General features: G+C 55.1%; 14 protein-coding genes. 10 read left to right on the top strand and 4 right to left on the bottom strand.

What is annotated here, in order from left to right:
- The first annotated feature begins 35 nt into the window (after window positions 1-35).
- Window positions 36-782 (top strand): AAA family ATPase, encoded by a 747-nt coding sequence (locus KI809_RS02965; RefSeq protein ID WP_214170009.1) that lies wholly within the window; start codon window positions 36-38, stop codon window positions 780-782.
- Window positions 783-800: 18 nt separating this feature from the next.
- Here the strand turns inward: KI809_RS02965 and KI809_RS02960 are convergent, their stop codons facing one another.
- From KI809_RS02960 to lptF, 4 genes are all read right to left on the bottom strand, one after another.
- On the bottom strand, window positions 801-1,352 hold the full coding sequence (locus tag KI809_RS02960) for a hypoxanthine-guanine phosphoribosyltransferase (protein ID WP_214170008.1): 552 nt from the start codon (window positions 1,350-1,352) through the stop codon (window positions 801-803).
- Between the two features lie 52 nt (window positions 1,353-1,404).
- A complete protein-coding gene (locus tag KI809_RS02955; protein WP_214170007.1) occupies window positions 1,405-2,313 on the bottom strand; it encodes a choice-of-anchor Z repeating domain-containing protein in 909 nt (302 codons plus the stop codon).
- Window positions 2,314-2,384: 71 nt separating this feature from the next.
- The gene (gene lptG, locus KI809_RS02950; RefSeq protein ID WP_214170006.1) at window positions 2,385-3,464 is read right to left on the bottom strand and encodes an LPS export ABC transporter permease LptG; all 1,080 of its coding nucleotides are present in this window, start codon (window positions 3,462-3,464) and stop codon (window positions 2,385-2,387) included.
- The gene (gene lptF / locus KI809_RS02945; protein WP_246559143.1) at window positions 3,461-4,717 is read right to left on the bottom strand and encodes an LPS export ABC transporter permease LptF; all 1,257 of its coding nucleotides are present in this window, start codon (window positions 4,715-4,717) and stop codon (window positions 3,461-3,463) included. Before lptF ends, lptG begins: the two co-directional genes overlap by 4 nt.
- Window positions 4,718-4,824: 107 nt before the next feature.
- On the opposite strand from lptF, the gene rpsB reads away from it, so the two are divergent.
- The 9 genes from rpsB to tsaB all read left to right on the top strand — a co-directional run bounded on the left by rpsB (window position 4,825) and on the right by tsaB (window position 12,289).
- Window positions 4,825-5,595 carry a 30S ribosomal protein S2 gene (rpsB, locus tag KI809_RS02940; protein WP_214170005.1) on the top strand — a complete coding sequence of 257 codons (771 nt, stop codon included), beginning with the start codon at window positions 4,825-4,827 and terminating at the stop codon, window positions 5,593-5,595.
- Between the two features lie 76 nt (window positions 5,596-5,671).
- Window positions 5,672-6,322, top strand: coding sequence for a translation elongation factor Ts (gene tsf / locus KI809_RS02935; RefSeq protein ID WP_214170004.1), 651 nt, complete (start codon window positions 5,672-5,674; stop codon window positions 6,320-6,322).
- Window positions 6,323-6,419: 97 nt separating this feature from the next.
- A complete protein-coding gene (gene pyrH, locus KI809_RS02930) occupies window positions 6,420-7,136 on the top strand; it encodes a UMP kinase (RefSeq protein ID WP_246559140.1) in 717 nt (238 codons plus the stop codon).
- A gap of 1 nt (window position 7,137) precedes the next feature.
- Window positions 7,138-7,695: a ribosome recycling factor gene (frr, locus tag KI809_RS02925; protein WP_214170003.1), complete on the top strand. Its 558-nt coding sequence runs from the start codon at window positions 7,138-7,140 to the stop codon at window positions 7,693-7,695.
- 91 nt (window positions 7,696-7,786) lie between these two features.
- On the top strand, window positions 7,787-8,527 hold the full coding sequence (gene uppS, locus KI809_RS02920; protein WP_214170002.1) for an undecaprenyl pyrophosphate synthase: 741 nt from the start codon (window positions 7,787-7,789) through the stop codon (window positions 8,525-8,527).
- Window positions 8,528-8,537: 10 nt separating this feature from the next.
- Entirely contained in the window at window positions 8,538-9,332 is a 795-nt protein-coding gene (locus tag KI809_RS02915) for a phosphatidate cytidylyltransferase (protein WP_214170490.1), read from the top strand.
- Window positions 9,333-9,353: 21 nt separating this feature from the next.
- Window positions 9,354-10,511: a 1-deoxy-D-xylulose-5-phosphate reductoisomerase gene (gene dxr, locus KI809_RS02910; RefSeq protein ID WP_214170001.1), complete on the top strand. Its 1,158-nt coding sequence runs from the start codon at window positions 9,354-9,356 to the stop codon at window positions 10,509-10,511.
- 30 nt (window positions 10,512-10,541) lie between these two features.
- Window positions 10,542-11,609 (top strand): RIP metalloprotease RseP, encoded by a 1,068-nt coding sequence (gene rseP, locus KI809_RS02905; protein ID WP_214170000.1) that lies wholly within the window; start codon window positions 10,542-10,544, stop codon window positions 11,607-11,609.
- Window positions 11,606-12,289: a tRNA (adenosine(37)-N6)-threonylcarbamoyltransferase complex dimerization subunit type 1 TsaB gene (gene tsaB, locus KI809_RS02900; protein ID WP_214169999.1), complete on the top strand. Its 684-nt coding sequence runs from the start codon at window positions 11,606-11,608 to the stop codon at window positions 12,287-12,289. The genes rseP and tsaB overlap by 4 nt, the downstream gene beginning before the upstream one ends.
- Window positions 12,290-12,335: the final 46 nt, after the last annotated feature.

Here is a 12,335-nt window from a genome sequence, read left to right as displayed (position 1 = left end):
AGTTGATCCTGAGTTAAAAGACGGGAGTATTGTTCATGACCATGTTCAGAATTGAAGAAAATCCTCTTGCCGAAACGGTCGGGGTTGGCAAATGGCTGCAGCGGGAGCTGACAGTGCCCAAGCCGGAGGAATACCTGATCGACGGCTTGATCCCGGCCAATTCCCTGGTCTGTATGCAGACCAACGATGTTTATGGCAAAACCACCATGGCCGTGCAGTTGGCCATGTCCGTGGCCTTCAATGTACCGTTTCTGGACCGCTATCGCTGTCTGCAACCCGGCAAGGTGCTCTTCATCAACGCCCGTGATACCGACGAGGATTGTCACCGCCGCTTTAAACGGCTGGTCAGGGAATGGTCAAAAGGGGTGCCGGATTTACCGTCTCGGATTGAGGCGGATAGTGCCAATTTTACCCATATTTCTCTGTTCGATGAATGTTATGGCGTCTCGCCACACCTGATCGACGGCTCGGGGAGCATGACCAAGACCTATGCCTACCTGCAGCAGTTCAGCGAATACTACAAAACCAAACTGATCGTGATTGATCCGGTAGAGGATTTCTTTCCGGAAAACCTGAAAAATATCGCTGAGCTCTATCTGAAACTCAGGCATATCAAGGCGACAATCCTGCTGGTTGTCGGCGATCGGCGGCGCTTCGGTGCGTTTCACGAGGTTGAGGTCAGCATGTCGCTGCTGGATGATGGCCTGCGGGTGCAGAGTGACTATCTGGGACGTCGGGATATCAAGGTCAACATGGGGGCCGGTATCTGGAGTCTTTCCTGAAGCAGTTAGAACGTTTTCCTAGCAACCTTTCACGGCATATATTCCGGGCGCATTGCGCCAATACCCCTGGAAATCAAGCCCATAGCCGAAAAGGAAGCGGTCTTCCGTTTCCAGTCCGGTGAAATCGGCCCGAAAACCAGGCGTAACCTTGCGATCGTGTCGTTTGTCTACCAGAACGGCCATCAGTACCTCAGCTGCTCCCTGTTCCCGGCACCAATCGGCAATGGCTGCCAGGGTTATCCCCTCGTCAAGAATGTCGTCCAGCAGCAGCACGGTTCTGCCACTCAGGTCGCTTGCCGGGCGATAGAGCCAGTTGAGCTGTGCCCCATGGATTTCAGCGCCGTACCTGGTGGCATGCACGTAGGTCAGTTCCAGCGGAAATACCAATCTGGTCAGCAACTGCCCGGCAAACACTAGTCCGCCGTTCATGACGCAGATCACCACCGGCCGGGCAGCTTGCAGGCGCACAGTTATCTCTTCAGCCATCTGCCCTATTGCGGCAGTCACCTGTTCGGCATCGGCCAGAATATCGGCCTGCTGCAGCACCAGATTTGCTTCATCAACGGTCATCAGGTTTCCTTGCTCTGTCCTTATTGCAATTGGCGGCATGTCGGTCCAGGTGTTACGGGGTGCTGATTGTTACCACCGGGCTCTCTTCGTTTCCCGGATTCACCACCTGAACGCGCAGGGTCTTGGCTGCCGGGTCGGCAGGGTGGCGCTGGTAGATCAGACGGGTGCAGTCCATGAAAATCAGCTTGTCCCTGTTGCCGGGAGCCGGGGTGCCTGCCGCAATCCGCTCTCCGTCAACCACCAGCACCGAACCTTGATGAAAATTTTTGCCGTCTATGGAGAGTTCATAATAATTTACGAAATCCGCACCTGGTGTGATACCGGAAATCTCCGGCCTGCTGTCGATGAGCAGTGCCAACGGTGATGAAACGGTTTCTTCCGGGTTTCTGACCTGAACCTGGTGGATTCCGCCCCGTACTGCCGGTACGGTAAAACCGACGGATTCCGGGGACGAATACCGGCTCTTTATTCCGGCGCCGTCAAACAGGATCTGGGCACCTTCCTGGAAATTCTTGCCGGTGACCGTTACCTCCCGGCTGCCATAGGCGGTGCAGAACGGCACTGTATCCGGGGAAAGCGACTGGACAACCGGTTTGAGCGGCTGAATGGTGAAATTATAGGTTTTGCTGGTTGTCGCTTCGTCATTCTTAACAAACAGGGCATACAGACCGGGTTGGATCCGCGGGATCTCAAAGCTCAACTGCTTGGGCCCGAGCAGTTTTGCCGGGAGCTCTGCGCTGCCGAGAAATACCGTGCTCTTTTCTGAAAAGCCGGTGCCGGAAAGGGTAACGGTAATCCCCGGTTCACCTTGGGCAGGGATGATGCTCAGGATGGTGATCCTCTCTTGCTGGGATAGAGTCTTCTTAACCGGGGGCTTCACGGCTGGTTTCGGAGCAATCTCGGCTGCTGCTGCGGGGAGGGTAAGCAGCAGGGCAATAAGGATAGTCAATAATCCTGGCATGTTAGCTCCTTTAACGTCGAGGGGTGAATATCGTTACCGTCTATTGCATTAAATCACGGAGAGACCCGATGTCAACGGTTGATAGTCAACGCCAGCCAGATGCCGATGGCGCAAAAGATGATATTGGCTGCCCAGGCTGAGACCAGCGGCGGAAGGGCGCCGGCCTGGCCAAAGGAGATGAGGAAGGCATTGACGATAAAATAGGCGAGGCCGATTACCAGGCTCAGGCCGATGCCGATGGCCGGGCCGCTGGAGCGACCGGTACGGATGGAAAAAGGGATGGCAAGAAAGGCCATGACGATCGGGCTGAACGGGGCTGCCAGTTTGGCGTGCAGCAGCGTCAGATAGCGGGTTGGATCGTACCCCCCTTTTTGCAGGTTGTCGCAGTAGTTGTAGAGATCGACAAAACCCATGTTTTCGGCCAGTTTGCCGACGGTCTTGAGGTCGGTAGTTGACAACTTGATTTCCGCTTTCATGCCGGCTTTTTTCGTTGATTGCGTAATACCGCTTGAACTGTAGCGGTACAGAATCGCCTTGCTCAACTGCCAGCTATCCCCCTGCAGCTTCCCTTCGGTGGCTTCAATGCGTGCTATTGGCTGCAAGTTTTCGCCGACCTGCCAGATGGTTATCCCGCGCAGCGTTGCCGTGTCCGGGTCAAACATCCTGGCATTCAGAATGTCCCTGTGGTCGCGGTACCAGATGGCGCCTTGGCGAAAAAAGGTATTCGGGTTCTTTTTCTTGATCTGGACTTCTTCGATATAACGCATTTTTTCAAAGCTGCTGGGCACGACAATTTCGGAAAGGGCCAGGTTGATCAGGCTGGCCACCAGGGCGATACCGAGTAGCGGCGCAGTGATCCGCAGCAATCCTGCCCCGGAACATCTCATTGCCGTAATCTCCGAGGTCCTCGACAGGCTGCCGAGAGCCAGCAGAGTAGCCATCAGCACAGCCAGCGGAATGATCTGGATCGAAATCTCCGGCAATTTCCAGAGGAAAAAAAGCAGGATTTGGTCAGGCCGGCCGCCGGAGCGGGTCAGTTTGCCGACCCTTTCCAGGATATCGATGACCAGGTAGATCGAGGCAAACGCCCCATAGCAGAGCATCAAGAGCCTGATCTGTATCGATGCAATATATCGGGTGAAAATAGTCATCGCGTTTTTCCTGCGCCAGAGAAGATCTTAACGAAAAAGTCGGCAATGGCTGCCGGCGCCAGAGGCCCTAGCACACTCTTTTCTTGTGCTGATCTAAAGAAAAACCAGCCTCCCAGAGCCAGGAATATGACGTTGGGCAACCACATTGCCAGCGCCGCATTGAGCAGATCCTTTTCTCCGGCGGTCTTGGCTGCCGAGAGCACGATGTAATAGACAATCAGCAGACCGATGCTTACGGCAAAGCCACCCCCTTTGCCGGACCTTCGGTTCTGGATGCCGAGCGGAACACCGGCAAGCGCAAAAACGAAACAGGCGAACGGTGTGGCAAAGCGTCGATGGTACTCAAGCTCCATATCTTTTCTGAGCCGTGGGTCCTTGGCACTGCCATTGATCCCGGCATTGAGTTCGGCGAGGCTCATGTCAAGCTCGTTCCTGCTGATGGCGCGAATCGACTGGTCAAGTTTCAGGTTTAACTCGTATTCCCGGAAATTAACCAAGCGGTAGCTGTCTTCGTGGATGTTGTGGATGCTGCCCCCTTCAAGCAGAAGGTGGGCCCGGCGTGAGCGGGTGTCTATGGATACGGTGCCGCGCCCGGCAAAGATGGTCAGCGGATTTTCGGGTTTCCGGTCATCCTGGATCATGACCCCTTTCATGGTGCGGCTGTTGCTGTTGTAGCTTTCAACATAGATAACCAGTCCGGGGATGGTATCGACAAAGACCCGCTCGCGGATGTCGAGGTCGGTATTGCCCTCAATGGCCTTGGTCAGGAGTTCTTTGAAAGAGGTGTTGCCGGCTGGGACGGCATAGACAGCAATGGCAAGGGTCGAGATGGCAGTGATCACGGCGAATGCCATGACCGGGGCCATCAGTCTGGACAGGCCGACACCGCTCGCTTTCATGGCGATAATCTCACTGTCGGCTGAGAGCCGCCCAAAGGCCAGCAGGATCGCCAGCAGAAAAGCCATCGGGATGGTTACCAGGGCAAACGACGGGAGCAGGTAGGCTATTAGCAGGCAGATTTTGCTGAGCGGCACCCCTTTGGCTACCACCATCTCGGCTATTTTCAGAAACCGCCCCATGAGCAGGGCACCGGTGAATGCCGTCATCCCGAGAAGAAATGGAATGGTGATCTCTCGGAATATGTAGCGGTCGATGGTCGATGGCATGGCGGCGATGATACATGAGAACCGCTGCCAAGTAAAGCGCAGCGATAAAAATGCCTTGCCATGAAACAGGTGGTGTGATATATACATCCGCTGCCTTATCACGCACGCCTGTCGGTCCCTGGGGTGGTGTCCTTGATGAAAGGATTCCCGGGAAATGGCTGCAGGCGGAGGACAAACCACACGGAGGATAAAAAATGTCAAGTATCACCATGAAGGAACTTCTGGAGGCCGGCGTTCACTTCGGTCATCAGACCAAGAGATGGAACCCCAAAATGAAACCGTATATCTTTGGGGCACGGAACGGTATTTACATCATCGACCTGCAGAAGACGGTCAGGCTGTTCAAGAACGCCTACAACTTCGTAACCGATGCTGTTCGCTCGGGCGAGACGGTAATGTTCATCGGCACCAAGAAGCAGGCTCAGGATTCTGTTGCCGAGGAAGCAAGCCGTTGCGGCATGTTCTACGTAAATCAGCGTTGGCTCGGCGGCATGCTGACCAACTTTTCCACTGTCAAGCAGAGCATCGACCGCCTCAAGCGTCTTGATACCATGCTGACCGACGGCACTGCAGACGCCTACACCAAGAAGGAAGCTCTCAAGTTCGACAAGGAGCGCCAGAAGCTGGAAAAAATCCTTGGCGGTATCAAGGGCATGGGCCGCGTTCCCGGCGTTATCTTTGTTATTGACCCTAAGAACGAAGAGATTGCCATCAAGGAAGCAAAGAAACTCGGCATCAAGGTTGTGGCAATTGTTGATACCAACTGCGACCCTGACGATATCGATTACGTAATTCCGGGCAACGACGATGCCATCCGCGCGATTCGCCTGCTTACCAGCAAGATTGCCGATGCCGTCATCGAAGGTTCTGAAAATCGCAACACCGATCTCCAGAGCGATTCCGAAGGGGAAGATGCCGGGGTTGAAGTATCCGATAAGGACGCAGCAGAGGAATTGACTGCCTAACAAGTACCGGCGCACGCTAACGTGCGCCTCTTATAAAATTCAACTTTCGGCTGCAAGGCCGTTATGGAGGATGGACGTGAGTATTTCGGCTGCACAGGTTAATGAATTGAGGAAAGTAACGGGCGCTGGTCTCATGGACTGCAAGAAGGCGCTGCAGGAGACTGACGGCGATCAAGAAAAGGCCGTTGATTACCTTCGCAAGAAAGGTCTGGCTGCTGCTTCCAAAAAGGCCGGCCGCGTAGCCAGCGAAGGTTCGGTTGGCTCCTATATCCATGCCGGCGGCAAGATCGGTGTACTCGTGGAAGTGAACTGCGAAACCGACTTTGTTGCCAAGAACGATAATTTCCAGAATTTCGTCAAAGATATCGCCATGCACATTGCTGCTGCTTCACCGATGTTTGTGCGCCGCGAAGAGGTTTCTAGCGACGTGCTCGAGCGCGAGAAGGAGATTTACCGTTCCAAGGCTCGCGAGTCCGGCAAGCCGGATAACATCATCGAAAAGATTATCGAAGGCCAGGTCAACAAATTCTATGCGGATATCTGCCTTCTTGAGCAGCCGTATGTGAAGGATCCGGACAAGACGGTTCAGACCTACCTGAATGAGACCATTGCCACGATCGGCGAAAATATGTCGATTCGGCGCTTTGCCCGGTTCGTCCTGGGCGAAGGGCTGGAAAAGAAAGAGAGCGACTTTGCTGCTGAAGTTGCTGCAGCAGCCGGCAACTAGTTGCTGACCGGAGCCGGCCATTCAGATGGTCGGCTCTTTTTGCATTGGCGGCAATTTTTAGCTGAGCAGATGCCACCACACGAACCAGGGAGATATCATGAAGCCTACTTTCAAGAGGGTACTCCTCAAGCTGTCCGGCGAAGCACTGGGCGGCGATCAGGGATACGGCATTGATCCCAAGACCATTGAAGGCATTGCCCGCGAGGTAAAGGATGTAGTTGAGTGCGGTGTCCAGCTGGCACTGGTTATCGGCGGCGGCAATATTTTCCGCGGTCTGGCTGCATCTTCCAAGGGGATGGACCGGGCCAGCGCCGATTACATGGGGATGCTGGCAACAGTGATCAACTCTCTTGCCATGCAGGATGCACTTGAGAAGGTTGGTGTCGATACCCGTGTTCAGTCAGCCATTGCCATGCAGGAGGTTGCCGAACCTTACATCAGAAGGCGTGCCATCAGGCATCTGGAGAAAGGCCGGGTCGTGATCTTTGGTGCCGGCACTGGCAACCCCTATTTCACCACCGATACGGCCGCCAGTCTCAGGGCCATGGAGATCGGCGCTGAGGCAATCCTGAAAGGGACCAAGGTAGACGGTGTTTATTCCTCTGACCCCAAGAAAGACCCGAATGCCGTCAAGTTCTCCACGCTTACCTATATCGATGTTCTCAAGAAAGGGCTCCAGGTCATGGATGCCACCGCCACATCGCTGTGCATGGACAACAGCCTTCCCATCATTGTTTTCGATATCACCTCGCATGGCAACGTCAAGAAGGTTGTATGCGGCGAGACTATCGGCACCATTGTAAAAGGAGAATAAAATGACCAAGGATGTCATCGCCAATTTAAAAAGCCACATGGAAAAGACCATAGATGCCCTTCGTCGCGAGTATCAGAAGGTGCGTACCGGCAGGGCCAGTACCTCGCTTTTGGATGACATAAAGATCGATTATTACGGGACCCCGACAGCAGTCAACCAGGTCGCCACTCTGGCGGTGCCCGAGCCGCGCACCATCACCCTGCAGCCCTGGGAGGCAAAACTGATCCCTCTGATTGAAAAGGCGATCATGAATGCCAACATCGGGGTAACGCCGGCCAATGACGGCAAGCTGATCCGGTTGGTCCTTCCCCCTCTGACCGAGGAGCGGCGCAAGGAGATTGTGAAGCAACTCAAGAAGATGGCGGAAGAGGCCAAGGTTGCCTTGCGCAATATCCGTCGCGATGCCATTGATGGGGTCAAGAAGCTCGAAAAGGACAAGCAGATCTCTGAGGATGACCTCAAGCGTGCTGAAAAAGATGTCCAGGACCTGACTAAAAACTACGAGAACAAGATTGACGAAGTCCTGGCCCACAAAGAGAAAGAGGTCATGGAGGTCTGATCTGAATTTCCCTTGCACGGCTTTCTGAATTGTGCTTAAATCCGAAACCCCTGACGGAAGGGGTTTTTTTGTTACTGGAGCATATGAAAAGATGCATCGATTGAAACCGGACAGGTTGCCCCGGCATCTGGCCATCATCATGGATGGCAATGGCCGCTGGGCCAAACAACGGATGCTGCAACGGATCGTCGGCCACCAGAAGGGAGTGGAAACGGTCCGGATGATCGTAGAGGAGTGTTCACGGGTCGGCATCGGTTACCTGACCCTGTTTGCCTTTTCCTCCGAGAACTGGCTTCGGCCGAAGACCGAAGTACAGGCCTTGATGGCGTTGTTGAAAAAGTATATCCGCTCTGAAGTCCCGCGGATGATGCAGAACAATATCCGTTTTGCCGTCATCGGCAATCGTCATGAACTCCCCCCGGCAGTCAATAAGGAAATCGACGAAGCGATAACCAGGACAGCTACTAACAGCGGCATGCTCCTGACTCTTGCGCTCTCCTACGGTTCACGTCAGGAGATGCTTGGTGCTGTTGTCAGGATCGCAGCCGATGCTGCGTCAGGGAAGATTGATCCGTCCAAGCTGGATGAGAAGGTCTTCTCCGGGTATCTCTTTACCGATGGCATTCCTGACCCGGATTTTCTGATTCGCACCAGCGGCGAGATGAGAATCAGCAACTTTCTCCTCTGGCAGCTGGCTTATACCGAGCTGTATTTCACTGATGTGAACTGGCCGGATTTCGACGCCGCTCAGCTTTACAAGGCCCTCAAAGACTACCAGGACCGGGAAAGACGGTTCGGGCTGACCAGCGAGCAGCTGCGCTCGTGCTCATAAGGAGGACGCCATAAAAAGATTGCTTACCGCGGTCATCGCCCTTCCTCTGTTGATTGCCCTGATTGTTAAGGGGAGCCAGCCTCTTTTCGCCGCCTTTATCCTGGTCGTCGCCGTTATCGGTCTGGCGGAATTCTACCGGATGGCGCTCCCCGGTCGGAAAACAGAAGCTGTGGTCGCTTCAGTTCTGGGCGCTCCTCTGGCTCTGGTTCCACTGCTGTCCAATCCATTGCTGCTCCCGGTACTGACGGCGCTCGTGCTGATCGCTGCTTTGGCACTGCTGTTCCGTTTTAGCGATATCCGCCAGGCAGCCCAGGAATGGGCGCTTCTTGCCGCCGGTTTGCTCTATGTGCCGCTCCTCCTTTCACAACTGCTGCTTCTGAAAGCCGAGCCGTTCGGCGAGTGCTGGATCCTGCTGATGATGCTGATTGTCATGTCCGGTGATTCGGCTGCCTACTACGTTGGTTCCGCGCTTGGCAGGAATAAGCTCTATCCAGCTGTCAGCCCCAACAAGAGTATTGAGGGGGCGCTGGGCGGGCTTGCCGGGAGTGTGGCAGGTGCCTTCGTGGCAAAACTGACCTTCTTTCCGCAGCTCGGGGTAGTGGATTGCATAGCCACTGCCCTGGTCCTTGGGGTGCTCGGGCAACTGGGGGATCTCTTCGAGTCACTGCTAAAGAGGAGTTGCGGGGTAAAGGATTCAGGAACCATTGTCCCCGGCCATGGCGGCATCCTTGACCGGCTCGATAGTATTCTTTTCGCGGCCCCGGCGGCATGGTGGTATGCACATTTCATCTTTACTCGAGGTTAGTCGATTGCATCAGGAGACGGCATGAAGAAACTTACAGTTTTAGGGTCAACAGGGTCAATCGGCGTCAGCACTCTGGAGATAGTGGCGGCGCATCCTGACCGGTTTGAAGTCGTTGCCCTGACCGCAGGGAGAAACCTGGATCTGCTGGTGCAGCAGATCTCTGCATTCCGACCGAAGCTGGTATCGGTGCTTGATAATGATCTTGCCGCAGCACTCAAAAAAATGCTCCCTCCCGGTCCGGTGCCGGAAATCATGGCTGGCGTCGATGGTCTGATTGGGGCTGCGATCCATCCGGACACGGAGATGGTAGTGGCTGCCATCGTCGGTGCTGCCGGTCTGCTGCCGACAGCGTCCGCCATCAGGGCCGGCAAGGATATAGCCCTGGCCAACAAGGAGACACTGGTTACTGCCGGGCACCTCTTCATGGAAGAGGTGGCAAAGGCAGGAGTCAAGCTGTACCCGGTGGACAGCGAGCATAGTGCGGTCTTTCAGTCAATAGAGGGGCACCGTAGCGAGGATATCGAGAAGATCATCCTGACCGCTTCCGGTGGTCCGTTCCTCAACACTCCTCTTGAGCAACTCAAAAAGGTTACGGTGGCTGATGCCCTCAACCATCCCAACTGGAGCATGGGGCGTAAGATCACCATCGATTCGGCCTCCATGATGAACAAAGGGTTGGAAGTCATAGAAGCCCGCTGGCTGTTTGATGTTGATCCGGTGAAGATCGACGTCAATATCCATCCGCAGAGCATCATCCACTCAATGGTCGAATATGTGGACGGTTGTGTCATCGCGCAGCTCGGCACCCCGGACATGAAGGCTCCCATCGCCTATGCCCTGTCATATCCGGAGCGGGTATCTACCGGAGTCAAGCCGCTTGACCTGACCCAGTTGTCCGCGCTCACTTTTTTTAAACCCGACCTGGAGAAATTTCGCTGTCTGCAGCTGGCATACGATGCCATGGCTGCCGGCGAGAGCATGCCCGCAGTAATGAATGCCGCCAACGAGGTCGCAGTGGAGGCCTTTCTCAACGGCAAAATTCCGTTCCTGGGGATTTCTGAGCTTATTGTCCGGACCATGGATAGCCACACTGCTCACCAGCTTAGCTCGATAGAAGAAGTGCTCTCGGTTGATGCCTGGGGGCGAGCGAAAGCGTGTGAGCTGTTGCCTACGTTGTGAAAAGTGACGAGCTAACCGTAGAGGGGTAAAATGACCAGTATAATTGCTGCAATTATAGTGCTTGGCGCTCTGATCTTTGTTCATGAACTGGGGCACTTCCTTTTTGCCAAGCTGTTCGGTGTCGGGGTGGAAAAGTTTTCCCTCGGTTTCGGCACCAAGCTGATCGGCTTCAAAAAGGGCGAGACCGAGTATCTGATCTCAGCCTTTCCTCTTGGCGGCTATGTCAAGATGGTCGGGGAGGGGAGCGACGCTGAAGTGAGCGAGGAGGACCAGGCCCGCTCGTTTGCGGCAAAGCCGCCGTTGCAGAGAATTGCCATTGTTGCTGCCGGTCCGATTTTCAACCTGGTTTTTGCATGGGTCCTGTTCGTGCTGATCTACATGATCGGCGTTCCATCAGTCACCAGCAAGATCGGCGAGGTAATCAAGGACAAACCTGCGGCAAAAGCAGGGATTTTGACCGGGGATCAGGTTATTGCCATTGCCGGGAAACCGGTAAGTCGTTGGGATGAAGTAGCCAAGGAGATCGCGGAAAGCGATGGCAAAACTCTGGAAATACAGGTTAAGCGTGCTGGCGCGATTTTGGGGTTCAAGGTCACCCCTGAGACCAGGAAAGCAAAGAACCTGTTTGGCGAGAGTGTCACCTCGCCGGCCATTGGGATCGTTTCTGCCGGCGACGAAGTGCAGGAACGGTTCGGTCCGGGTGAGGCCCTGCTAAAAGGGAGTGCCCAGACCTGGAACATGATCCATCTCACGGTTCTTTCCTTGGTAAAGCTGGTTGAACGGGCCATTCCGCTCGACACGGTCGGTGGACCGATCATGATCGCCAAGATGGCCGGCCAGCAGGCTTCTGAAGGCGGGGTCAGCTTTATCGCCTTTATGGCGCTGCTCTCCATCAACCTGGGGGTTCTCAATCTCCTGCCGGTACCGATCCTTGACGGCGGACACCTCTTTTTCTTTGCCTGGGAAGTGGTCTTCAGGAAGCCGGTTAGCCAGAAAGCCCGAGAAATGGCCCAGCAGGTTGGGCTGTTCCTGCTGCTGAGCCTGATGGTACTGGCATTCTACAACGATATTATGAGATATTTTTTGGGGCAGGGTTGAAACTTCTTACCATCGACACATCCTCAACTGTCTGCAGTGTGGCGCTTACCGAAGGTGAACAGCTGATCGGCGAGTACCTGCTTGCCGGCGGCAAGGGCGCCTCGTCGCGGCTTTTCGATGCCATTGAGCGATTGACGACCGATTGCGGTGTAGCCATGGGGGCGATTGACGCTTTCGGGGTTGTCACCGGACCCGGCGCCTTTACCGGACTTCGGGTGGGTATTGCCGCGGTGAAAGGGCTGGCGCTGGCCACTGGCAAGCCGGTGGCAGGGATTTCTTCTCTGGCAATGCTGGCCATGAACATCCCCCTCTCGAATCTGCCGGTCTGTGCACTGTACGATGCCCGCAAAAACGAGGTGTATGCCGGACTCTATGCCTGCAGCTCAGCCCTGCCGGTCCCGATCAGAGGCGATGCGGTCATTGCTCCTGAAGCTGTTGCCCAATGGCTTACCGGGCCAACCATCCTGGTCGGTGACGGCGCTCTTCGCTATCGGGAGCAACTTCTGGCGTTGCTCGGTGATCGCGCCATTTTTGCCCCACCGCATGTCCACCTGCCAAGAGCCTCCAATGGCGCCATGCTGGCCTATGCCGCCTTGCAGCGTGGCGATGGCGTCTCCGCTGTTGACCTGCTCCCGGTTTATCTGAGGCTTTCCGAGGCGGAAATGGCCAAACAACGCTAGGCAGGCTTGCGCAGTATCAGATACACAATAGAAAGCCCCCTGGTCC

Source organism: Geoanaerobacter pelophilus, assembly GCF_018476885.1.
Lineage (GTDB): Bacteria > Desulfobacterota > Desulfuromonadia > Geobacterales > DSM-12255 > Geoanaerobacter > Geoanaerobacter pelophilus.
This window is presented reverse-complemented; position numbering and strand designations above follow the sequence as displayed.

Bases quoted from the DNA above. Each gene is read 5' to 3' on its own strand.
- KI809_RS02965 (WP_214170009.1), top strand. From the start codon at position 36: ATGACCATGTTCAGAATTGAAGAAAATCCTCTTGCCGAAACGGTCGGG.
- KI809_RS02960 (WP_214170008.1), bottom strand. From the start codon at position 1,352: ATGACCGTTGATGAAGCAAATCTGGTGCTGCAGCAGGCCGATATTCTG.
- KI809_RS02955 (WP_214170007.1), bottom strand. From the start codon at position 2,313: ATGCCAGGATTATTGACTATCCTTATTGCCCTGCTGCTTACCCTCCCC.
- lptG (WP_214170006.1), bottom strand. From the start codon at position 3,464: ATGACTATTTTCACCCGATATATTGCATCGATACAGATCAGGCTCTTG.
- lptF (WP_246559143.1), bottom strand. From the start codon at position 4,717: ATGTATATATCACACCACCTGTTTCATGGCAAGGCATTTTTATCGCTG.
- rpsB (WP_214170005.1), top strand. From the start codon at position 4,825: ATGTCAAGTATCACCATGAAGGAACTTCTGGAGGCCGGCGTTCACTTC.
- pyrH (WP_246559140.1), top strand. From the start codon at position 6,420: ATGAAGCCTACTTTCAAGAGGGTACTCCTCAAGCTGTCCGGCGAAGCA.
- frr (WP_214170003.1), top strand. From the start codon at position 7,138: ATGACCAAGGATGTCATCGCCAATTTAAAAAGCCACATGGAAAAGACC.
- uppS (WP_214170002.1), top strand. From the start codon at position 7,787: ATGCATCGATTGAAACCGGACAGGTTGCCCCGGCATCTGGCCATCATC.
- dxr (WP_214170001.1), top strand. From the start codon at position 9,354: ATGAAGAAACTTACAGTTTTAGGGTCAACAGGGTCAATCGGCGTCAGC.
- rseP (WP_214170000.1), top strand. From the start codon at position 10,542: ATGACCAGTATAATTGCTGCAATTATAGTGCTTGGCGCTCTGATCTTT.